Consider the following 23,928-nt stretch of genomic DNA (forward strand, 5'->3'; position numbering starts at 1 on the left):
ATTTAAGACATGCTTTATTTTATAAAATATAAAGAAAAAATGTTTTAAATAATACTAAGAACGCTCCCAATCAGCATAAAAATCTAAAAGAACCCAAGTTCCTTTATCAAAATCATAAGAAAGTGTTCCATGTACATGTGCTGCATCAGGATTATATGAAGCAAGTTCAACTTTTGTAGAATTCAAATCTCCGTTTTCTGTTAAAACATAAAGAGAATCTACATAACTTTTGGTATAATTATAATTTACATCATTAAAAATAAAGCCATTCTCAAAATATACAGCATTACTAATAATATGTATAAGAATATCTCCAGCAGAAAATAACGGAGAAAATCCAGAGGTCTGTATATTAATAATATCATTTATATACCAACCATTTTTATAAGTGTATTTTATTTCAGCAGTAGCAAAGCACTGCATTTCTCCAGTAGGAAAATTTAAAGTTAAAGCTATAGGTGCATCTATAATATTAGATTTAATATAGCTAGAATCAACCAAATAAACATTATTGGTATATATAAGTTCTTGAGGTAGCCTATCGGTAGTTTTTTCTTTAATAGTATGAAAAATTAATTCATTTGAAGATGAAATTAATGAATTTAAATCTTCGGATGATATAGGAATGGGAGTTGTAAGTTTTTTATATATCATGGTAGATGTAATAGTACCAGACCAAATAAGTATCATAGCAATTAAAATAGTTAATTTTAATTTATAATTTTTTTTCTTATTATCAATAAAAATAATTTTATTACTAAATTGCATAATATTTTACCCTTTCTTTTGATATTTAAGTATATTATACTAATTATATGTAAAATTAACAATAATGGGGGATATATATTAAATGAATATAGTATTTAGAATGAGTATTGAAGATTATTTTGAATTAGCTAAATTAAAAAATTGTGATAAAGATCTTACAAGAAGTAGTAGGATTATATATAAACTATCAATTATAATTTTAATAATAGCAATAAATTTAAGTTTTTTTGAAGATGTATATCCATATTACATACCAATGATGGTAGTAAGTGGTATTTTATTAATTCTTTGGATTATATTTAGTGATGATATGTTTAATAGAGCTAGATATAGAGAAATAAGAAAAATAACAGTTAAGCAGTTTTCAAGTTCAATTGAGCTAATAAGAGATACTAGGATAACACTAAATGAAGAAGCAATAATAAAGGAATGTGACGGAATGTACAGTAAAACTAATTGGAACTGTATAAACAATATAAATGTAACACAAAACAATATATTTATTAATTTAATATCATGTCAAACAATAATTATTCCAATAAAAGTTTTTAATAGTAAAGATGAGCAAGAAATGTTTTTAGAATATATAGATGATAAGATTAATAGTAACTTAATAAAAGAATCTAAATAAAAAGATAAATCCACAATTTATACTTAGAGGTATAAATTGTGGATTTATTTTATATTAAAGAATCGTATATTTATTTACAATTAAACTTACTAGGCTTTACGTTATCTTGTACATCCATTAGAGCTTCGCCAAATCTTTGATAGTGGACAACTTCTCTTTCTCTTAAGAAACCTAGAATTTTTTTAATTTCAGCATCATCTGTTAAGTTCATTAACCATTCATAAGTTGTTCTTGCTTTTTGTTCAGCATCCATATTTTCATGTAAATCAGCAATTACATCACCTTTTGCTTGGATATAAGTTGCAGTCCACGGATTACCTGTTGCGTCTGTGTAAAATAGTGCCTTACCATGGTCTGCATAGTGTCCCGCTAATCCAGCAGCTTTTATTTCATCAATTGATGCATTGCTCATTAGTTGATATACCATGGTTCCTATCATTTCAACATGAGCCATTTCTTCTGTTCCTATGTCTGTTAAAAGACCTTTTGATTTATTAGTTGGCATTGTAAATCTTTGATTCAAATATCTAAGAGCAGCACTAAGCTCACCATCAGGGCCTCCATATTGAGTTATCAAAAGTTTTGCCATAGTTAAATCACAAGATTTTAAATTAATTGGATATTCTAAGGTTTTAACATAATACCACATAAATTAATCCTCCCTGTTACTTTCGTTTTCCCAAGGCCAAGGAGTATCAATCCAAGCATCAGGATTTTGAATATAAGCTGAACCAAAGTTACTTAAAGGACCATATGATTGTTCATAGTCCCATATTAACTTTCTTAGTTTGGAGGAAATTAATTTATAGTCATCAATTGCATCTTTACAGCTAGGAAAGTTATCTAAATATAAATTTAAGTCTATTGCAAAAAATTGTAACTTTCTAATTGCATCTAAACATTCATGTTGATTCATTTTTTGACCTCCTTAGAATACTTAATAGCACAATAAGGACTATAAATATCCTTAAATATTGTTCCGGCATCGAATGCAGAATTTATATCAAATAAATTTTGATATGGTTGTAAAACAATACATGCCTTTGCATAAGTTTTAGGGTCAAAAACTTTATAAGATTCATAACAGTTCTTTTTTGTGTTAGAACAAGCAATGTTACATGATAATTTAGATGGATCGTTTACGCAATCATTGCAGTCTATACAGTCATCGATTCTTTTATAGTACATAATAGTATATCCCTTCGTTAAATTCTCTATATAATACTTTATGTAGAAAATTGAAAAAAGTGACAAGATACTAAACTATAAAATTTTACTTTCTTTATGGCCACAATATTCGCATTTAAAATAAACTTTACCATGAACATTATTATCATATCCATATTCATACTCAGTCATTTCTTCACCACAGACAGGGCATACTAAAGTAATAGTATTATTTTTTTTTGAAGACATAAAATTTTCATCTCCTTATAATAAAATATTTTAAATTTAATATTTATTATGAAACAATATATTAGACTTAGCAATAATGAAATTAGATATTAAAAAAATACCATAGTTTGCATAAATGGATAAGAAGGTATATTATAAAATAATATAAAAATATAATTATTTATATTATACAAAAGAAAAGGGGAAAGATATGAAATGGAGTTAAGATTAGATATTTTTCAAACAATGGCTTTAGTAACCGTTGTATTTTATTTAGGAACATATTTTAGGAAAAGAGTTGGATTCTTATCTAAATATTGTATACCAGCCCCAGTAATTGGTGGACTTTTATTTGCTTTAGTTATGTTATTTTTAAAGATAACTAATTTAGCAACTATAACATTAGATACAACATTGCAAAATTTGTTTATGACTACGTTTTTTGCAAGTGTAGGTTTTACAGCAAGTTTTAAAATATTAAAAAATGGAGGAATAAAGGTAGCTATGTTCTTAGGAATAGCTATACTTTTAATTATTTCACAAGATATAGTAGGAGCAACACTAGCAAAAGTATTTCAATTAAATCCCCTATTAGGATTATGCACTGGTTCTATTTCTATGATTGGAGGGCATGGAACGGCAGGATCTTTTGGTCCACTTTTAGAGGAACTAGGTGTTAGTGGTGCCACCACAGTTTCTTTTGCTTCAGCAACATTTGGATTAGTTATGGGAAGTTTTATAGGAGGATTTGTAGCAAAGAATTTAATAGAAAATTATAAGATTAAAACACCTAAAGAATCTCAAGATAAGTCTATTCCACTTAGTGATTTTCATGAAGATAATCAAGCTATACTTTGTCACCATAAGCTTATGAAAGCTTCAGCTTACCTTTTCTTTGCAATGGGAGTAGGTTCAATTATATCTAAGTTTATTCAAGATACAGGCTTAACATTTCCATCGTATATAGGAGCTATGATTGCAGCTGCTATAATAAGAAATGTTTGTGATATAAGAAAGCAGGAAATTGAAGAAAAGGAAATAGAGGTAATAGGAAATATTAGTTTAAGTTATTTTTTATGTATAGCATTAATGGGACTAAGGCTTTGGGAATTATTTGATTTAGCATTACCACTAGTTGTTATGTTAGTTGCTCAATCACTACTTATGGCTATATTTGCATACTTTATTACTTTTAGAGCTATGGGAAAAGATTATGATGCTGCAGTTTTTGCATCTGCAAGTTGTGGATTCGGAATGGGGGCAACTCCAAATGCAGTTGCTAATATGGATGCACTTTCAGCTAAATTTGGATTTGCAGCAACACCATATTTTGTAGTACCAATTGTAGGAGCCCTTTTTGTAGATTTTGTTAATTCAGCAGTTATTACTTTATTTATAAATATATTAATGTAATACTTATAATTTTAAAAGAAGAGTATAGTGTTAAAGAATTATTATCACTATGCTTTTTATTTTAAATAAGTAGTCAAGGCTGTTTAATAGTTTATAAATTGGACAAAATAGGATATAATAATACCTAATATAACTTTAATAAGATTTTATAAATGGAAATATTTTATATAAGAGGAGATAAAAATATGCAAGCATATGAAAGACTAATAAAATACGCAAAAGTATATACAACATCTGACCCAAAATCAGAAACTACACCATCAACTCAAAGACAATTTGATTTAGCTAATATATTAGTTGAAGAAATGAAGGAAATTGGGATTCAAGATGTTAAGGTAGATGAAAATTGCTATGTTTATGGAGTTATTCCACCAACTAAAGGATATGAAGATAAGCCTAGTATTGGATTTATAGCACATATGGATACTGCACCAGCAGCACCAGGAGAAAATGTTAACCCTCAAATAGTAGAAAATTATAATGGGGAAGATTTAACACTTTTAAATGGAACAGTTCTTTCAGTAGAAAAATTTCCACATTTAAAGAACTTAAAAGGAAGAACTTTAATTACAACAGATGGAACTACTCTTTTAGGTGCAGATGATAAGGCTGGTATTGCTGAAATAATAACAGCATGTGAAAGAATAATAAAGGAAAATATACCTCATGGTAAGATATGTATAGGATTTACTCCTGATGAGGAAATTGGTAGAGGTGCTAGCAAGTTTGACGTTAAAAACTTTGGAGCTCAATTTGCATATACTATGGACGGGGGAGTAGAAGGGGAAATTTCTTATGAAAACTTCAATGCCTCAGCAGCAACAGTTGAAATTCATGGTGTTTCAGTTCATCCAGGGTCTGCAAAAGACACAATGATTAATGCAACAAATGTAGGTATTGAGTTTGATAGAATGTTGCCACAAGGAGAAAAGCCAGAACATACTGAAGGATATGAAGGGTTTTATTATTTAGAAAGCTTTAGTGGAAATACTGATAATGCAGTATTAGGATATATATTAAGAGATCATGATTCATGTAAGCTTGAATCTAAGAAAGCTACATTACAATTAGCTGAAAAGCTATTAAATGAAAAGTATGGAGAAGGTACAGTAAAACTAACAATTACAGATCAATATAAGAATATGGCTGAGCATGTTAAACCTTGTATGCATTTAATTGATAATGCAAAAGCTGCAATGAAAACTTTAAATGTTACACCTGTTATTGAACCAATTAGAGGTGGTACTGATGGAGCTACTTTAAGTTATATGGGATTACCTTGTCCTAACTTAGGAACTGGTGGATATGCATTCCATGGAGAGTATGAGCATATTACTATTGAAGGTATGGAAATTGCTACAAATATAATAATTGAAATATTGAAGAAATATGCTGAATAAATTGTGATATTAAAGTATTATTTTAGGCAGAGCAAATAATTACTCTGCTTATTTTTATGTTAAAATTTATAGTGGGGGTATGAATTTTATAAAAAGAGTTATTGTTATAGGTTGTGGAGAAGCAGGAAAATCAACTTTTTTTATTTTGAGTTAAAATATTTAGATATTATAGAAAATAGGCTTTGAGTTATGATATTATCAGAGGTATGGATAAGAATTGAGATTATTTATGATATTGATAAATAATACAAAAGTACTTACATATAGGAAGAAACATTGGTGAGGTGAAAAAATGATTAACTTTGATTATAGGTGCTTAACTGGAGAAGTAATTACTAAAGAAGATTTTGAATATGAAGAAGAGAGAAAGGCTTGGAATAGGGCTATAGAAAAATATCCATTAGTAATTGTATATTGCAAAACTGAAGATGATATCAGAAATGCAATAATATTTGCTAAAAATAATTCACTTTCAATAAGGATAAGAAGTGGACGTCATCATTATGAAGGATATTCTACAGGAAATGATATAGTAGTTATTGACGTTAGTAAAATGAATAAAATTTATATAGATGAAAAAAATGAAACCGTAAAGGTTCAAGGTGGAACTCGTAATAGAGAACTTTATAAAGCAGTAGGAAAAAAAGGATATCCATTTCCAGGAGGAGGTTGTCCAAGCGTTGGAGTAGTAGCCTTTACTTTAGGTGGGGGATGGGGATATTCATCTAGGCTTTTAGGATTAGGTTGTGATAGATTAGTAGAAGCTGAATTGATAGATAGTAATGGAAACTTAATAGTTTGTAATGAAGAGATAAATGAAGATTTATTTTGGGCTTTAAGAGGCTGTGGTGGAGGAAATTTTGGTGTAGTTACTTCTATGACTTTTAATTTACCAACTAAAATAGATATGGTGACATTGGTTAATATTGACTTTCCAAATATTGATTTTGAAGAAAATATTAATCTTATAGAAGCTTGGCAAGAAAAATATAAAATTTTAGATAAAAGAGCTAATTTTAAAATGGCTATTTATAATTCAAGTGAAAAGGGTAGAGGAGTAAAAATAGTTGGACTAGTTTATGGAGATAAAAAGTTAGCCAATGAGGTTTTAAAACCCATAAAAGATATTGTTAGCTCTGGAAGCTATAGTTTAGAGTATATGACTGTTTTAGAAGCTAATAGAATAATCCAAGATAGTCATCCAGAATATGAAAAATACAAGAGTTCGGGAAACTTTGTATACAGAGATTATACTAGAGAAGAAATTGTAGATCTTTTAAATATAATAGAAGAAAGAGCTGAAGGTGCTGTTTATACTGCAATTACATTTTATGGTCTAGGTGGAGTTATAAAAGAGGTTAAGAGGGATAGTACAGCATTTTACCATAGAGATGCAAGATTTATATTAGGTTTTCAATCAGTATGGGAAGATGCTAAATATGCACAAATAAATAGAAGATGGTTAGTAGAAAAATTAAAGTACATAAAATCTATAACAAAAGGCGCCTTTGTTAATTTTCCATGTGCAGAAATAGATAATTATGAGGAAGAATATTATGGAGAAAATTCAAAGTTATTAAAGAGAGTTAAAGAAAAATATGATAAGGATGATTTCTTTAATTTTGAACAAGATATTAGAATAGAAAAAAGATTATGGTATAATATTTTAGTGGAGTAAATAAATTTAAAATATATATTGAAACAGTAGGCTGTTTTTTAATAGCCTACTATTTTTTTATAAAGAATTACAATTATGATTAACAGTCATAATGAACGTGAGTTTGTTCTTTCTTATTTTTGCACCTATTAGAATTTTCATAAGCATCATCATTATTATTACAATTATATCTCATAACAATATTCCTCCTCATTTGTTTGTATACTACATAATATGAAAAGTAGAGAAAGTTGACATAAACTTTATAAGATTAATTAAAATTTTTTCTCCAATTCTCAAGGAAATTTATAATATCTTCTAAGGTAGGACTTTTGGAATTTCGTACATAATATCCTGATGTTGCAACTCCTAGTAATAATGAAAGCTGTACAGAAAGACCAAGCACTTGTCCAAAACAAAAACCAGCATTAAAGTTATCTCCAGCCCCTGTAGTTAATTTAGGATTTGGTTCATATGGTCCAATAGTATGATAAAGTTTACCATCGCATACTGCATAGGCTTCTTTAATAGGGTGAACAACTAAGCAATAGATATCTAGTTTTTGTGCAATAGATTTAACTAAAGTATCTAATGGTAGTTTGTCTGCTGTAGATGAGATATCTAAAACTTCACCGATTTCATAGGCCTCTTTTTCGTTAAGCCCTAAGATTACTTTAAATTTATTAGAGAATTTTTTTATTACAGAAAGAGCTTCTAATATATCATTTTTTAATCTATTTTCAGGATCGGCTAAATCAAAATATATTTAAGGCAGTTTAAATAATTTCATAATATATATACGGTTAATTTATATTAAATATGTTAGTATTTTTTATAAATAATAAGTGATATAATAGAAATTAAATGTTTTTATAATATATGATGATAATGATATTAACAAATGATAAAAGAAAAGTTATTTTTATATTTTTAGTTGAGGAATGATATATAAATGCAAGAAAGAATAGACTATAAAAAATTTAATTTTCAATTAGCCAGAAAAGTATTAGAAGGAAAAAATATAGTATTTACAGGACGAGGATTTTTAGTTAGAGGAGAATTAATGCGTCTAGCAAGACAAGCAGGAGCTAATGTGGATAGTGTAGTAACTAAAAAGTGTGATATTTTAATTGTTGGTGAAAAGCCAGGGAGTAAGTTAAGAAAAGCAAATGTTCTAGGATGTGAGATAATTACTATTTCTGATTTTAAAGATATATTAGAAGGAAAAGTTAGAAAAAATGAAATGGAAATAGATGATATATTAAATATAGACTTAGGAAATGAAGCAAGAGAAAGGATAAATATTTTAAGAAAAAATATTATATTATTTATAAATAATGAGATAGTTAGAGAAAGAATAATTAGAAATATTAAATTAAATGGTGGAAGTATAGTAAATACTATGGATGAAAATACAGATATATTAGTTTACCAACCAAGTTCAGATATTAATGAGACATTAGAAATAGCAAAAAGATTAAATATAGAAATATTAACTTTGGGTGAATTTAATAAACGACTTATTATGAATAGATAAAGCTTAGCATATATTTATATGAGGTTAATTAGGAGGGGTATTATGAATAAAATGAGAGATGGACACGTTCATAGTCATTATTGTCCTCATGGAAGTAATGATAGCTTTGAAGAGTATTTAGAAAATGCTATTAATAGAGGAATTGGGGAAATAACATTTACAGAACATATGACAATGCCTAAAAACATAGTAATAGAGGGAATGGAAGAAAATTTTTTAGATACCGTTTCTCCTAGCATATATAGTATTGAAAAATATATAGAAGAAGCAAAGTATTATAAAAATAAATATAAAGATAAAATAAAAATAAATATAGGTTTAGAAGTAGATTATTTAGAGGGATATGAAGAGTTTACTACAAAAATGCTTGACATATATGGAGATGTACTAGATGATGCAATTTTGTCAACTCATATTGGTATGTATGATGGTAAATACTATTGTTTTGACTGTATAGAATCTTTTGAAGGTCTATTAAAAAAAATTGGAACTGTAGAAAAAATATATGCTTTGTATTATAATACATTATTGAAATCAATAAAAAGTAATTTAGGAAAATTCAAACCCAAAAGGATAGGACATCCAACTCTTGTTAGAATATTTAACAAGAAATATCCAATTAATTATTCTAATGTAAATTTATTTCAGGAAATTATGGATGAAATAAATAAAGGTAGTTATGAAATTGATTATAATACAGCAGGTTTAAGAAAAGAGTTTTGTGGAGAGGCATATCCTAGTGGAGAATTTTATGAAATAGCAATAAAAAATAATGTGAAAATGGTTTACGGTTCAGATTCACATTTTGCAAAGGATATAGGTTTCAATTTTAAATAAGAAGATAGACAGCTTGGAGGGAAATTATGAGAAGTATAATGTTGAGAAAAATAATAGCAGGAGCACTAATATCTTGTATTGTATTTGGAGCAGTAGGATGTACAGATAAAAATACAGTTGGAGATGGCAATTCTAATATTGTATCAGAAAATTTAGATAATCAACAATCTAATAATAATGAAGAAGATAATATAGAAAATCAAGAGTCCTTAAAAACTACAGAAATGTTATTATATTCAAAGGATGTAAATACAGATGAACAATTAGTTTTAGGAGAAGTCGAAGTAAATGAAGATTTATCATTAGAAGAAAAGCTAAAAAAATTATCTAAGGAATTAAGTGAAAAGGTATTTGATAATTTACCCATCCAATTTGTTAAATTTAATAATATAGAAGGAAAGAAAATAGCTTTATTTAACTTAGATGAATTGGGAAATAATGCTGCAGATATTACTTTTGATAAATATGAAGGAACAAGTTGGATTAATAATTATTTCGTTGGTTCTGCAGGAGGCAGTGTAACTGAATATACCCTAATAACAACATTATTACAAAAAAATTATACTGGTGAATGGATAGATGGTGTAGAGTTTACTTATAAAAATTCTAATATAGAATTTGATCATGTTCCAGCTCTTGGAGAAATAACTTATAGATAGTAATTGTTAAAGAAGTATATATAGTAGGTATGTTAAAAATAACTTGCCTACTATTATTTATTAAGGGAAAGTAATCAAATAGTTGCTTTTATTTTATAATTTAAGTAAAATTGATTTTGTTATTAAAAATATGAGGTGATAATTATGAGTAGTATAGCAGGTCATGGATGCGAAAGAATAGTTCCAGAAGAAGCTAAAAAAACTCTTGAGGAAATAGAAAGAAGTATAGTAAAGAGATATAGAAAACCTATTTGGTCTAAGTTCATAAAAGCTGTTAAGGATTATCAGCTTATTGAAGAAGGCGATAGAATAGCTGTTGCAATATCAGGAGGCAAGGATTCTCTACTTATGGCAAAGCTATTTCAAGAGTTAAAAAAGCATGGGCAAGTAAACTTTGAAGTTGAATTTATAGCAATGGATCCTGGATATCATCCACAAATTAAAGATTTACTTATAGAAAATTGTGAACACTTAAATATTCCAGTACATATATATGAATCAAAAATATTTGAAATAATTGATGAAAAAGCAAAGGATTATCCTTGCTATCTTTGTGCAAGAATGAGAAGAGGCTCATTATATAACAAAGCAAGAGAACTTGGGTGTAATAAATTAGCACTTGGGCATCATTATAATGATGTAATAGAAACTACAATGTTAAATGTACTTTATGCAGGAAACTTTAAAACAATGTTACCTAAATTAAAGGCTGATAACTTTGAAGGAATAGAGCTAATTAGACCTCTTTATTATGTAGAAGAGGAAGCTATTAAGAGATTTATAAAGTATACTGGTCTTTGGCCATTAAATTGTGCATGTATGGTAGCCGCAGAAAAAATAGGTAATAAGAGACATGAAATTAAAGATTTAATTGCAGAATTAAAGAAGAACTTTAATGATGTTGATAAATCAATATTTAAGGCAGCTGCAAATGTAAATATGAATTCAATTTTAGGATGGGAAAAGGATGGAGAAAAATATTCATTTTTAGATCCTAACACACCAAAAAGTAAATAGTAAGTGTTATTGACCATATATTTTAATGAGAATAAAACAAGCCATGTTGCTAATACTAAGTATATAGTATTTAGTGGAGGTGATATTATGGCTAAAAAGGGTCAAAGAGCAACTTGGGAAAATGATCATTTTAAGAGTCCAGAAAAATCTATGGCTGCAAGAGTGCCAGAAGTAAATAAGGTTGGAAAAAATAAATAGATACAAGTAATATTAAAAAATAAATTTATGAATTAAGCTAAAATACATAAAATATGTATTTTAGCTTAATTTTATATATTGTATAATTATAAGAAAGAATATTTTGTATGTTATAATTATTATAAAAACAATATAAAAACGGAGGAAATAATGGATAGAGAAGTGTTATTAAAAATGGATCCTAATATATTAGTAAGTATGATTAATATGAAGCTTAGAGATTTTTATTCTAATTTAGACAGCTATTGTGAGGATATGGATATTAGTAGAAATATAATAGAGAAAAAATTAGAAAATGCTGGATATAAATATCATAGTGATTTAAATCAATTTAGATAATTTACTAACTTATTAGAGCAATGTATAATTATACTAAAAATATTGATTGTAAGTAGAGGGAATAAAATGAAAATAAAAAAAATAGGAAAATTAGCAGTTGTATTAGCAGCATCAACTGCATTAGTTGCAACTTTAATAAACGATAAAAAGAATAAGGAAAATACTAAAGAAGATTAAGTTATATTAAATATTCAATAATAATTAAATATATTGTTTATTATAGAAGTTATAATTAAATAAAATATATAGTTATAAGATATTTAAATAAAATTAAAAGAGAAGAAGTAATAAAGTATTTATTGCTTCTATTTTATTGGAAAAAAATAAGAAAGGAACCTTTGTGTTATGAAGAAGAAGATAGATTTAGTATCGGGAAGTATAGTAAAAACATTATTAACGTTATCACTACCTATTTTAGGTACATCATTTATCCAAATGGCTTATAGTTTAGTAGATATGATTTGGATAGGAAAAGCAGGAAGTGCAGCAGTTGCAGCAGTTGGGACGGCGGGATTTTTTGCTTGGCTTGGAAATTCTATGGTTATGATAACAAAAACAGGTGCAGAAGTTGGAGTTTCACAGTCCATAGGTAAAAATGATGAAAAAGAAAGAAAATGTTATGTATATAGTAGTATTTTCTTATGCGTTGTGATGGCTATAATTTATCAAATTATATTAATTGTTTTTAAAGATAAGTTAATAGGTTTTTTTAACCTAGGAGATCCAGTAATAATAAAGATGTCTATTGATTATTTAATAGTGATATCATTAGGTATGGTTTGTGCATTTTTAAATCCTCAATTTACTGGAATATTTACTGCATCGGGAAACAGTAAAACGCCTTTTGTAGTTAATACTGTAGGGCTTATTATGAATATTGTATTAGATCCAATTCTAATCTTTGGAGTCGGAGGAATAAAACCATTGGGGGTTGTAGGAGCTGCTTTAGCAACTATACTTTCACAAATGTTAGTTACTATAATATTTATATATACTTTTATTAAAAATGGATATAATTTTAGTTTTAATAATAAAAGATTTGTAAAGCTGAAGTATTTAAAGAGTATTTGTGTTTTAGGTGGTCCTACAGCTATTCAAAATTGCTTATTTACATTCTTCTCAATGCTTATAGGTAGAATTGTAGCAAGTGCAGGACCGATAGCAATTGCTGTTCAAAAAGTTGGTTCACAAATAGAATCTATATCATGGATGACAGCAGGAGGATTTGCAAGTGCATTAACAGCTTTTGTTGGACAAAACTATGGAGCAAAAAGAAATGATAGGGTGATAAAGGGCTATGTGAGTACTATTATTATTTCATGTATTCTAGGAGTATTTACAACGTTATTATTAGTATTTGCAGGTGGGCCTATATTTTCTGTTTTTATAGATGAAAAAGAAGCCATTTTACAAGGAATTGATTATTTAAGAATATTGGGATATTCACAATTATTTATGTGTATAGAAATAACTACATCAGGAGCATTTTATGGTGTTGGGAAGACCATAACTCCATCAATAGTAGGAATAATATTTACGGGTTTAAGAGTTCCTATAGCAATGTTGTTATTTAGGCCTGAAATACTGGGTATTAATGGAGTATGGTGGAGCATAAGTGGAAGCAGTATAGTAAAGGGAATTTTATTATTTCTTCTATTTTTCTTTATGGTTATAAAACCGTTAAGAAAAACACCTAATTATAACTATTAAATAAAATTTATGATAATATGAATAAGCAGTAAAATAAAAAAATAGCTAGATATTAAATAATACATGACTTCTAGCTATTTTTACTTTATATTTATCAGGTAATTATTTCTTTAACACATGATATATTTCAGGTGTATCTACAGTTATTTTTTCAAAATTATATCCTTGACTCTTATAATATTTAATAATTCCTCTTACAGCTTGTGCCGTGTTCTTGTTAGCGTGAGCATTGTGCATTAAGACAACAACATTATCCTTAGTTGATATAGATCTATTTAATATGAGGTCAGGAGAGGAGTTAGGATTAGCACCATCTAAGGTATCTTGAGTCCAATCGTAAATCTTAAAATTATTTGAGTGAACTGCATCTACCATTTCATTTGTTAATCTATAGGTACTATTATTTGTTCCAAATGGAAATCTTAATATATAGTAATTTTCACCTGTAATATCATAAAGAGCTTTTTGAACTTGTTTCATTTCATTAATAAAACCAGAGCTACAACTATATAGCTTAGATCTTTCATGAGTAAAACTATGTAAACCTATGCTATGACCTTCATTTTTCATTCTTAAAATTATATCTTCTTGACCTTTTATTTGCTCACCGATTATAAAGAAAGTAGCAGGCACATTTTCTTCTTTTAGTATGTCTAAAGTTTTTTTAGTTACTTCACCACCAGGAGCATCATCAAATGTTAAATAAACAATTTTTTTAGGGCAATCTTTTTTATCATCATTTGTACTATATGCATTTAATTGAGGGCAAACTAATAAAGCTAAAAGCATAAAAATAATTAAATTTGTTAAAAACTTTCTCATAATTAATCACTCTTTTCTATAAAAATATTTCATAAAGATACCATTTATATATAGTGCAATTATATTATGTGCAAAAATAATATAATATATTTCTTGATATTTTTTGATAAAGGATATATAATAACAAAAAAAGCTTTAAGTCGAAACAGAGAGTTCGGTAAGTTCAGAGTTTACAGTATTAGTATTTACAGGATAACTATAACTTCTTACCGATGTAAGAAGTTTTTTTATTTACCTTTAATAACAGTCCAGAGAGGCTGAAAAGGGAGAAAGTTAATGTTTCTCCTTACAATAATAAATAAGGAGTGGATTTCATGACACAGTTTACAGGTAGTATTTCATCAAAAAAGGAAGCGGAAAAAGGAATTAAAGATTCACTTTTCAAATTAGTATTAGCGCTTCAACATTTAATTGCAATGTTTGGAGCAACTGTATTGGTTCCTATGCTTACGGGACTAGATCCATCAGTTGCATTATTTTCGGCTGGAGTAGGAACTTTAATTTTCCACTTATGTACTAAAGGAAAGGTTCCAGTGTTTTTAGGATCATCCTTTGCTTTTATTCCAGTAATTATAGCGGTATCAGAAAAATATGGTGATTTAAGATATGCTCAAGGTGGGATTATTGTAGTTGGAGCAATTTATGTTTTAGTATCTCTTTTAATAAAAAGGGTAGGATTAAATAATGTTAAAAAAATATTACCGGCTCAAGTTGTAGGGCCTATGATTATCGTAATAGGACTTAACTTAATACCAAGTGCATTAGAGATGACTGGTGTAACAGAACTAATATCAGGCAATAAAAGTGTTTTAACAGGTGTAGTAATTTCAATAATAACTTTAAGTATAGCACTATTAATAAAGAAGTTCAGTAATGGATTTTTATCACAGATTTCAATATTAATAGCAGTAGCTGTTGGATATACAATAAGCTTAATGTTAGGACAAGTATCTACTACTGAAATACAAAGTGCAAGTTTAGTAGCAATACCTAGTTTTACATTTCCTAAGTTTGATATAGGAGCAATAGCAATTATAGCACCAGTAGTATTAGCAGTATTTATGGAACATGTTGGAGATATAACTACTAATGGTGAAGTTGTTGGACAAAACTTTATAGAAGATCCAGGATTAAATAGAACTTTATTAGGAGATGGATTAGCTACTTTAGCAGCAGGATTTATTGGAGGACCAGCCAACACTACATATGGTGAAAATACGGGAGTTCTCGCAATAACCAAAAATTATAATCCAGTGATATTAAGAATAACAGCAATATTTGCTATATTACTTAGTTTTATTGCTAAATTTGGAGCGATTATTAGAACAATACCTCAACCGGTAATGGGTGGAATAAGTTTAATATTATTTTCTATGATTGCAATTGTTGGAGTTAAGACTATAAAGAGAGAGCAAGTTAAATTTACATTCTTTAATATTATAGTTATGATTTCTATTTTATTTGTTGGATTATCAGGAAACTTTTTAGATGAAGCTATTTCAATTAAAATAACAGAAACAGTAAATATATCTGGATTAAGTTTAGCTGCAATAGTGGGGGTTGTATTAAATATAATATTTACACAAATAAATAAATTTACTAAAAAAGATATTTAATTAATATATAAACACTATACATGATATTCTTTTATGTATAGTGTTTTAATTTTTTATGAAAAGTATATAAGATATATAAGAAAATTATAATTAATGCGATTTTGTGTATAAATTTTGGTATTTATGATACAATTACAGTATAAATATAGAAATTTGGAGGGAAAGATGAATTTAAAGGGATCATACGATAGTAGATTCTATAGAATAAGTAAGATTTTTGTAATGTTTATAATAATATTTACAATTGGAGCTGGCTATAATAATAAAATTAGATTATCAGAAAGTATAATGATTATTATAATTTGTATTTTATTATTATTTATACAAGAGTGTATAAATAAAATACAAAAGACTGATAGTAAGTATAAGCTATGTGAGCAAGAATATACCTTATCTATAGAGGCAATTAATGGAGCTATTTGGATATGGGATGATAAGAGTAATAAGGTATATGTTTCTAATAAAATAAGGGAATTATTAGGATTAGAAAAGGAGAAAATTACTTTAGAAGAATGGTATAAATTTATTATTGAAAGTGACTTTAAAAGAGTTAAAGCGTATTTTGAAAGTATTTGTTTAAATAGAATGTGTATTAGTACTAATATTAGATATTCTATTAAAGCTATTAATGGACAAACAATACATATAGAGTATAATGGCAAAGGTAGTATTAGTAATGGCATATATAGCTTAGCAGGCGTAATAATGGATATTACTAGTGAAAAAAATAATGAAAATAAGATTAAGCTTATGAATTATTATGATAATATCACGGGTATACAAAATAAAAAAATGTTTATAGAAAAATTTAAACAATTAATCAATAATAGTTCAAATAAAAGTAAATTAGGAATTATTTTTTTTGATATAGATAATTTTAAAAATATTAATGACTCATATGGACATGAAGTAGGAGATGAAATACTTTTAAGACTTTGTAAGAGAATTGAAAATATTTTAGATGGAAGGCATACTTTTGCTAGATTTGGTGGGGATGAATTTATTATTGCCTTCTCAAATGTTATTAATCAAATAGAAATAAAGGATTTCTTGGATGAATTATTATTAAAGGTTAGAAAACCATTTTATGTTGATAGTAGAAAAATATGTTGTTCAATTAGTATTGGTGTTAGCATATATCCTAACGATTCTAATAGATTAGATATTCTTTTAAAAACAGCAGATATGGCAATGCATACTGCTAAAGAAGAAGGAAAAAATAGATATAAATTTTTTGATATTAATATATTAAATATATTAAAAAGACAGAGTGAGATTGAGAAAGCATTAAGAACTGCAATTGAAAATAATGAAATTTTTATGGTTTTTCAACCTAAAATATCAATTAAGGATGAAAAGGTAAATGGATTTGAAGCATTAGTTAGATGGGTAAATGATGAATTAGGGTTCATATCTCCAGCAGAATTTATACCAATAGCTGAAAGTAGTGGATTAATAATAGATTTAGGAAAATATATTATTGAGGAAAGCTTTAAAAAATGTAAAGAATTATATTGCAGTACTAAATCAAAGTTTCATATAGCAATTAATATATCGGATATACAATTAAGGGAAGAAGGATTTATTAGTTTTATTTCAGAAATGTTAGAAAAGTATAATATACCTCCAGAATTTATAGAATTCGAAATAACAGAAGGGGTTATTATGAAGTCTGTTGTAAAAAATATTGAATTATTAATAGGACTTAAGAGGTTAGGAGTTTCTATTGCATTAGATGATTTTGGTACAGGATATTCTTCTTTGAGCTATTTAAAAAGATTACCTATAGATGTATTAAAGATAGACAAGAGCTTTGTAGATGGAATAGGTGTAGATGAAAAAAGTGAGTATATAGCAGAGAGTATAATAAAGCTTTCGCATAGTTTAAATTTAAAAGTAGTAGCTGAGGGTGTAGAAACTAAAGAGCAACTAGGATATTTAGATAAAATGAAATGCGATGTAGCTCAGGGGTATTATTTTAGTAAACCAGAGAAGTTTGAAGTTATTAAAGAAATGATTTAAAAATAAATATTTTTATCACAAAAAAACTTCTAATTGCGTATTATGTAAATATATGCTTTTAGGAGGTTTTTATGCGTATCAGGATAGATGATGATTTTGATAATGATTTAGATGCAGAATATAAGTCAATTGATAACGATACAATAGTAGGAAATGGAGCATTATCAAAAGAAAATATTCCTATAATTGATGTAAAATCAGAAGATATAAAAGAACAAGAGTTAGCAAATGATCAAATTAATAAGAGAAGTATTATAAGAGAAGAAACTAATAAATATAATTTAAGTAATGGATTTAGTATTGAAATTCAAGGTGCAACATTATTAGATGATACTGAAACTGAAAATTATGATAATAATTTAAGAGAAGGTATAAGGAATAAAGCAGAACAAAGAAGTGAAAATAATAGGATAAAAGAAAATAGTGAATATATAGGACAACGTGTAAGAGGAAAAATTACAGTAGGTGTTAGATTAGGAGATAGAAAGGGAAAAGCTATATCAGAAGCAAAAGTAAATCTTTATGCATTAAACGGACTATCACCTAAATTAGTAAGTTCAAAATTAACAGATATAAATGGGATTGTTGTATTTGATGGATTGCCAGAAGGAAGTTATAGGGTTATAGAGATAGTAAATAGAAAATACTTTGAAAAACCAACATATATTCAATGGAATGAAGTAACTATTAATAAAGATTTCAGAGAAGAAAGTATTATTATAGTAAATAGAATAAAAAAACACCCAAAATAATCTAAATAATGATAAAATAATAGTTAATTATTATAGAGTTAGGATATATTAAAAATATTCTAACTCTAATTTTTAAATAGATAAGTTATTTTATATAAAAAATAAAATAAAAATATGATAAAATGATTTTAAACTAAAGAAATGAGGATATAAGTTATGAAGATAAAGATAAAGTACTTTGATGGAGCAACTAAATTGAAAAAAATTAGTAAGGGAAATTGGATAGATGTTTATGCTAATAAGGATATATTTGTACCTTTAAATGAGAGAGCAATGATTCCTCTTGGATTTGCACTAGAATTACCAAAAGGGTGGGAAGGACATTTAGCACCAAGAAGCTCAACGTTTAAAACTTGGGGAGTAATTCAAACAAATAGTGTAGGAGTTGTTGATGATACATATATAGGAGATAATGATCAATGGCATATGCCAGTATATTGTTTACAAGCCAAGGATGAAAATGGAACTTGGATAAGAAAAGGTGATAAAATAGGCCAGTTTAGAGTGATGGAAGTAATGCCAGAAATAGAATTTGAAGAAGTAGAATTCTTTAACAATATTGATCGTGGTGGTTTTGGAAGTACAGGAGAAAGATAGTATATATTTATCATTCAGGTAAATTAAAAATATTGTTAAAAATCAGAAATAACACATTGTAATTAAATGTAAAATATGATAAAATAAACAAATAAAGGGTGGGTAAAAATTAATATAATCAAACAAAAGGGAGAAAGTGGGAAAATATGAAGTATATTGATTTATCTTATGATATAAAAAATGAAATGCCTGTTTATCCAGGTGATATGGAATTGAATTTAAGTAAAGAAAAGGATTATGATAAGGATGAATTTAATTTATATACAGTTTCTACATCTATGCATGTAGGTACTCATATAGATGCGCCTTTACATATGTGTAAGAATAAAAAATTCATTTCTGAATATTCAATAGATAAATTTATAGGAAATGCAGTACTACTAGATGTACGTGGTGAGAAGGTAATAGAAATAAAAGATGAGTATTATAGAGATATAAAAGAAAATGATATAGTTTTATTATTTACGGGATGGGATAGTTTCTATGGAAAAGAGGAATACTATAATAATCATCCTATAGTTAGTGAAGAATTAGCAGAGCTTTTAATTAAAAAGAAAATTAAGATGTTAGGAATGGATATGCCTTCCCCTGATAATCATGAATATAATATTCATAAAAAACTATTTGAAAATGAAATATTTATTTTGGAAAATTTAACAAACTTAAATAAGCTATTATATAACGAAGAAATACAAGTATTTGCACAACCATTAAAAATTCAAGGTGAAGCAAGCTTAGTAAGAGCAATAGCTGTATATAAGGGATATTAAAAAATATATAATTATAAAATAACAGAGTACATTTTGTATTCTGTTATTTTATATATTATGATAGGGATTAAATATATAAAACTTATTTTTATACTGCATAAATATCAGAAAATTCTATGTTACACTTTTCAACTTTAGAATGACTAGTGTCATCAATTTTATATACAATTTCAGAGTTAGGTATAATAGTTTTAGGTAAAGTAAATGTAAATTCTGAGCCTATTCCTTCAATGCTATAAACAGCTATTTTACCACCATGCATCTCTACTAAAGATTTAACTAAAGAAAGGCCGATTCCACTACCTTCACATTTCCGTGTAAGAGTATCATCAACTTGCATAAATCTTTCAAATATTATAGATTGATTCTCCCTTGATATACCAATACCTGTATCTTTAATTGAAATTATAACATTATCATCAGTAATATCTACATTCACAGTAATACGTCCATTAGTAGGAGTATATTTTATTGCGTTTGATAAAAGATTTAGCATTATTCTTTCAATTTTATCAGGATCGCAAGAAATAATAAGTTCTTCAATAGTTGTATCAAATAATAAGTCTATATTTTTATAATTTACATATTGAGCAATAGAAAGAGTAATATCTTCTATTATTGAAATGATATTACAGTTTTTCTTGTGGATTTCATATAGCCCTGTATCTATTTTAGTAATATCTATAAGATTATTAGCTAATCTTAATAGTCTATAGGAATTTTGCTTTATAGAAGCTGTATATTTATTAAAGTCAAAATCATTAGCTATAGTTATATTGTTATTATTTAAGTTTTGATTTATAACTTGTAAACTAGCTAAAATTATATTTAATGGAGTTTTAAATTCATGTGATATATTAGCAAAAAACTCATTTTTTACACTTTCAACTTGAAGAGCTTCTTCCATAAGTTTTTTCTCTACTTCCAATCTTTTTTCTTCAGTTATATCTCTACCTGTTGTTATAATAATATTTTCCTCTTGTATATAAGAAAAAATCCAATGGATCCATTTAATATTATGGTTATTGTCTATAACTCTTGTACAAACTTCTGAAATTGATTCTGAAAGTATACAATTATTTATCAAAGACTTAAGCATATCTATGTCATTTTCATGAATAATATCATACCAATTTTGATTTATAAGTTCATTTGAAGTATATCCTAAAACATTATTCCAACCATCATTAATTTTTATAAATGCTCCATTAATAGACATGATAGCTGTTATATCAGTAGCTGTTTTTAAAAGAAAGGATAATTCTTTTTCTGTATTTTTATGAAATTTAAAGTCTTTGTCTAAATTTTCTAGTAATAAGTTATCAGTGGTAGCATCATCTAGCAAAAGAAAAATACTGTCAAAATCATTAAATTTACCAAATGATAAATCTAATTTGAATTGTATTATAGAATTATTCTTTGCTAATATATCTACAGTATACTCTTTATTATAATTATTATTTATATTATCAAAGTTTATTTGAGGATTAATTATTAAATTGTATATATTGTCAAGTTCATCTAATTGATACTGTAATTGATTTAATAAAATTTTATTACAAAATAAAATTTTTCCTGAATAATCAATAATTAAAAATTTTTCCTGTAATTTATTAAAAAAATTTTCCATTATTTCCTCGCTTTCAATTTTTATGTTATATTTTACTCATTTAAGTAATTATACTAATAAATAAATAAAATTTATAGTATATTTGATAAAAATATTTAAAAAAGGAAAAGGTTCGAGGATAATCTAAAAATCTTTATATAAAATTTGAAAGTTTTTTATAAAGACTTTCACCTTATAAAATGAAAGAATAATATATAATATGAACAATTAAAAGGAAATAAATATGAGGAAAGAATCTATTATTGATATAAAAAGTGGAAATATTTATGGGAAGGGTGAAGAAGAAACTATAATTTTAAAAGGTTACTATTTATATGAGGATAGTAATTATGCTGAAAGAGTAACTATTACTATTAAGGATGAAAATAATAATATTGAAGAGTATCCAATTAAAGTTAATGGTTATAATCTTAAAATTTTTCTTGGAAAGTTTTCTAGTAAGTGTAGTGATGATATATATATCTATGGAGAAGCAGGTCAATCTGTTAGATATGCAATTGCTATAGTATATAAATATAGCAAAGGAAATTTGGTAGAGGTATTTAATGGAGAAAAGTTTTCTAAGAAATATAGTTGCATATCAAGATATTTAGAAAAATATAGAATAGAAATTATTTGTAAGTTATATGAAAGAAAGTACATTATGGATATTGAAAATAGCAGTAATGATTATTTAAAACAGATTTATGATAGAGATGGAAAAATAAAAATTAATGAAGATCCTAGTGTTTCATATATTAATAAGATTGATTTAATATATAACTTAGATGATGAACTAATTAATTTACTAGTTTATCAAAGAATAATAGGAGTTAATGATATTAATATTTTAGGTAACATTAATAGTGTAATATCTTTAAAAAATAATGAAATTAATATATTAGATAAGTATATTACTAGTAATGGTAAAAATATTTCTAGTATGACTAGAATAAATGATATAAAGGAAGAAATTGAAAATCAGATTCCTAAGGATGCAATCTTTATTAATTTTAATAAATTTGGTGGTACTAATGGATTAATTAATAAGGATATCGATGGAGATGGAGTCGATGAAATACTTTGTGGATATAAATCTAAGGATATTCAGTATATATCTGTATTTAGAGAAGTTGAAGGAGTAATAAAGCATTTAGACACAATTGTAGGGGAAGGTTATGATGTATCAGATTTAATAATTACTAAGTTAAAACCAAAGTCTAATAATAATATTCTTATTGGATGGAGAATTGGTTCAATATGGTCTGTTTTAGATATACTAGAGTTTAAAGAAAATAAATTTAATAAATTGTTAAGGGGAGATAAGATAAATTACTCTAAAGTTGAAATAGTAGAATTTGATGATAGAAAAAGTGGAACATCTGATATTGCTATATGGAATCATGAAACAGGCGAGGCCTATAATATACAAATATATTCATTTAAAGGAGATAGTCTAGAAAAAACATCTAAATATGATAAGGAATATTTTGAAAAGGTGGAGGAGTATTATAAAAAATTAATAGATAGGACGAGAGAAACACCACAATATTTATATTATCTAATTGATGCAGAATATAGATGCGGTAAGAAGAGAGAAGCCATAGATAATATAAATAAGGCATTGAAGCTTTCTAAGCCATATCCTTCAATACAAGAACTAAAAAAGCTACGAAAAAAAATTAACTAAATTGTGCACTATATGAAAGGAAAAAATGAAATATTTATTTTCCGGGAACGGTGAAATTTTCGCCTAGAATTTATATCTTTGTTCCATTGAACTTGCTAAAGTTGTAAAAGCCGCTGACGCTTCAATACAACTTCTTTACGCAAGTTAAATTCCACAAAGATTAAATTCTACGGCTTAATTTCAATATTCCCTCCAAATTAATATTTCATTTTTTCTTTTTTCATGTATCTGCTTATAACATATCCCCGTTTATAGTTAATGTTCTGTGCTACAAATTATTTTTATATTATAGTTATCTTTTAAATTAAGAATATTTTATCAAGTGTAAGACACTTTTAGTTAATTATTTTATATAAAATAATTAACTTATGATCTAATTACTTCAACTTTATAGCCGTCTGGATCTGTAACGAAGTAGTAATGAGGTGCTTCGCCAGGTAGTCCTTTTAGATCTGTTACTTCGTAACCAAGGGCTATATGTTTATCTCT

Annotated in this window: 23 protein-coding genes and 1 pseudogene; 16 read left to right on the plus strand and 8 right to left on the minus strand. The window is 26.7% G+C overall.

Annotated elements, in window-relative coordinates:
* Positions 1-54: 54 nt before the first annotated feature.
* Complete coding sequence (locus Q0G30_RS03340) at positions 55-768, minus strand: hypothetical protein (RefSeq protein ID WP_294386470.1); 714 nt, start codon at positions 766-768, stop codon at positions 55-57.
* 82 nt (positions 769-850) lie between these two features.
* Here Q0G30_RS03340 and Q0G30_RS03345 point away from each other — a divergent pair, with 82 nt between their 5' ends.
* Positions 851-1,399: a hypothetical protein gene (locus tag Q0G30_RS03345; RefSeq protein ID WP_294386473.1), complete on the plus strand. Its 549-nt coding sequence runs from the start codon at positions 851-853 to the stop codon at positions 1,397-1,399.
* Positions 1,400-1,469: 70 nt separating this feature from the next.
* On the opposite strand, the gene Q0G30_RS03350 is transcribed toward Q0G30_RS03345, so the two are convergent.
* From Q0G30_RS03350 to Q0G30_RS03365, 4 genes are read right to left on the minus strand one after another with little or no spacing between them, the layout of a single operon-like run.
* On the minus strand, positions 1,470-2,048 hold the full coding sequence (locus Q0G30_RS03350; RefSeq protein WP_294386475.1) for a manganese catalase family protein: 579 nt from the start codon (positions 2,046-2,048) through the stop codon (positions 1,470-1,472).
* Between the two features lie 3 nt (positions 2,049-2,051).
* Entirely contained in the window at positions 2,052-2,315 is a 264-nt protein-coding gene (locus tag Q0G30_RS03355; protein ID WP_294386478.1) for a spore coat protein CotJB, read from the minus strand.
* Positions 2,312-2,653: a spore coat associated protein CotJA gene (locus Q0G30_RS03360; RefSeq protein ID WP_294386481.1), complete on the minus strand. Its 342-nt coding sequence runs from the start codon at positions 2,651-2,653 to the stop codon at positions 2,312-2,314. The genes Q0G30_RS03355 and Q0G30_RS03360 overlap by 4 nt, the downstream gene beginning before the upstream one ends.
* 9 nt (positions 2,654-2,662) lie before the next feature.
* Positions 2,663-2,815, minus strand: a complete 153-nt coding sequence (locus Q0G30_RS03365; protein WP_294386482.1) for a hypothetical protein — start codon at positions 2,813-2,815, stop codon at positions 2,663-2,665.
* Positions 2,816-3,010: 195 nt separating this feature from the next.
* On the opposite strand from Q0G30_RS03365, the gene gltS reads away from it, so the two are divergent.
* From gltS to Q0G30_RS03410, 9 genes are all read left to right on the plus strand, one after another.
* Positions 3,011-4,207: a sodium/glutamate symporter gene (gene gltS / locus Q0G30_RS03370; protein ID WP_294386485.1), complete on the plus strand. Its 1,197-nt coding sequence runs from the start codon at positions 3,011-3,013 to the stop codon at positions 4,205-4,207.
* Between the two features lie 185 nt (positions 4,208-4,392).
* Complete coding sequence (gene pepT, locus Q0G30_RS03375) at positions 4,393-5,607, plus strand: peptidase T (RefSeq protein WP_294386488.1); 1,215 nt, start codon at positions 4,393-4,395, stop codon at positions 5,605-5,607.
* 292 nt (positions 5,608-5,899) lie between these two features.
* A complete protein-coding gene (locus Q0G30_RS03380) occupies positions 5,900-7,285 on the plus strand; it encodes an FAD-binding oxidoreductase (protein WP_294386490.1) in 1,386 nt (461 codons plus the stop codon).
* 931 nt (positions 7,286-8,216) lie between these two features.
* Positions 8,217-8,801 carry a BRCT domain-containing protein gene (locus Q0G30_RS03385; protein WP_294386493.1) on the plus strand — a complete coding sequence of 195 codons (585 nt, stop codon included), beginning with the start codon at positions 8,217-8,219 and terminating at the stop codon, positions 8,799-8,801.
* A 42-nt stretch (positions 8,802-8,843) separates the two neighbouring features.
* Positions 8,844-9,638, plus strand: a complete 795-nt coding sequence (gene hisJ, locus Q0G30_RS03390) for a histidinol-phosphatase HisJ (protein WP_294386496.1) — start codon at positions 8,844-8,846, stop codon at positions 9,636-9,638.
* A gap of 26 nt (positions 9,639-9,664) precedes the next feature.
* Positions 9,665-10,297 carry a hypothetical protein gene (locus tag Q0G30_RS03395; RefSeq protein ID WP_294386497.1) on the plus strand — a complete coding sequence of 211 codons (633 nt, stop codon included), beginning with the start codon at positions 9,665-9,667 and terminating at the stop codon, positions 10,295-10,297.
* Positions 10,298-10,441: 144 nt separating this feature from the next.
* The gene (locus tag Q0G30_RS03400; RefSeq protein ID WP_294386502.1) at positions 10,442-11,314 is read left to right on the plus strand and encodes an ATP-binding protein; all 873 of its coding nucleotides are present in this window, start codon (positions 10,442-10,444) and stop codon (positions 11,312-11,314) included.
* A gap of 348 nt (positions 11,315-11,662) precedes the next feature.
* The gene (locus Q0G30_RS03405; RefSeq protein WP_294386504.1) at positions 11,663-11,851 is read left to right on the plus strand and encodes a DUF4250 domain-containing protein; all 189 of its coding nucleotides are present in this window, start codon (positions 11,663-11,665) and stop codon (positions 11,849-11,851) included.
* 345 nt (positions 11,852-12,196) lie between these two features.
* Complete coding sequence (locus tag Q0G30_RS03410; protein ID WP_294386506.1) at positions 12,197-13,561, plus strand: MATE family efflux transporter; 1,365 nt, start codon at positions 12,197-12,199, stop codon at positions 13,559-13,561.
* A 102-nt stretch (positions 13,562-13,663) separates the two neighbouring features.
* On the opposite strand, the gene Q0G30_RS03415 is transcribed toward Q0G30_RS03410, so the two are convergent.
* On the minus strand, positions 13,664-14,383 hold the full coding sequence (locus Q0G30_RS03415) for a polysaccharide deacetylase family protein (RefSeq protein ID WP_294386508.1): 720 nt from the start codon (positions 14,381-14,383) through the stop codon (positions 13,664-13,666).
* A gap of 314 nt (positions 14,384-14,697) precedes the next feature.
* Between Q0G30_RS03415 and Q0G30_RS03420 the strand changes: the two genes are divergently transcribed.
* The 5 genes from Q0G30_RS03420 to Q0G30_RS03440 all read left to right on the plus strand — a co-directional run bounded on the left by Q0G30_RS03420 (position 14,698) and on the right by Q0G30_RS03440 (position 20,140).
* On the plus strand, positions 14,698-15,999 hold the full coding sequence (locus Q0G30_RS03420) for a uracil-xanthine permease family protein (RefSeq protein ID WP_294386510.1): 1,302 nt from the start codon (positions 14,698-14,700) through the stop codon (positions 15,997-15,999).
* 165 nt (positions 16,000-16,164) lie between these two features.
* Positions 16,165-18,021: an EAL domain-containing protein gene (locus Q0G30_RS03425; RefSeq protein ID WP_294386513.1), complete on the plus strand. Its 1,857-nt coding sequence runs from the start codon at positions 16,165-16,167 to the stop codon at positions 18,019-18,021.
* A gap of 71 nt (positions 18,022-18,092) precedes the next feature.
* Positions 18,093-18,773 (plus strand): prealbumin-like fold domain-containing protein, encoded by a 681-nt coding sequence (locus Q0G30_RS03430; RefSeq protein ID WP_294386516.1) that lies wholly within the window; start codon positions 18,093-18,095, stop codon positions 18,771-18,773.
* A 156-nt stretch (positions 18,774-18,929) separates the two neighbouring features.
* Positions 18,930-19,370 (plus strand): deoxyuridine 5'-triphosphate nucleotidohydrolase, encoded by a 441-nt coding sequence (locus tag Q0G30_RS03435; protein ID WP_294386518.1) that lies wholly within the window; start codon positions 18,930-18,932, stop codon positions 19,368-19,370.
* Positions 19,371-19,516: 146 nt separating this feature from the next.
* Positions 19,517-20,140: a cyclase family protein gene (locus Q0G30_RS03440; protein ID WP_294386520.1), complete on the plus strand. Its 624-nt coding sequence runs from the start codon at positions 19,517-19,519 to the stop codon at positions 20,138-20,140.
* An 88-nt stretch (positions 20,141-20,228) separates the two neighbouring features.
* On the opposite strand, the gene Q0G30_RS03445 is transcribed toward Q0G30_RS03440, so the two are convergent.
* Positions 20,229-21,770: a PAS domain-containing sensor histidine kinase gene (locus Q0G30_RS03445; RefSeq protein WP_294386524.1), complete on the minus strand. Its 1,542-nt coding sequence runs from the start codon at positions 21,768-21,770 to the stop codon at positions 20,229-20,231.
* Between the two features lie 223 nt (positions 21,771-21,993).
* Between Q0G30_RS03445 and Q0G30_RS03450 the strand changes: the two genes are divergently transcribed.
* Complete coding sequence (locus Q0G30_RS03450; RefSeq protein ID WP_294386527.1) at positions 21,994-23,439, plus strand: hypothetical protein; 1,446 nt, start codon at positions 21,994-21,996, stop codon at positions 23,437-23,439.
* A 366-nt stretch (positions 23,440-23,805) separates the two neighbouring features.
* Here the strand turns inward: Q0G30_RS03450 and Q0G30_RS03455 are convergent.
* A pseudogene (locus tag Q0G30_RS03455) lies at positions 23,806-23,928 on the minus strand (lactoylglutathione lyase); the annotation flags it as partial.

The sequence above is a fragment of the uncultured Clostridium sp. genome (genome assembly GCF_934754925.1).
GTDB lineage: Bacteria > Bacillota > Clostridia > Clostridiales > Clostridiaceae > Clostridium.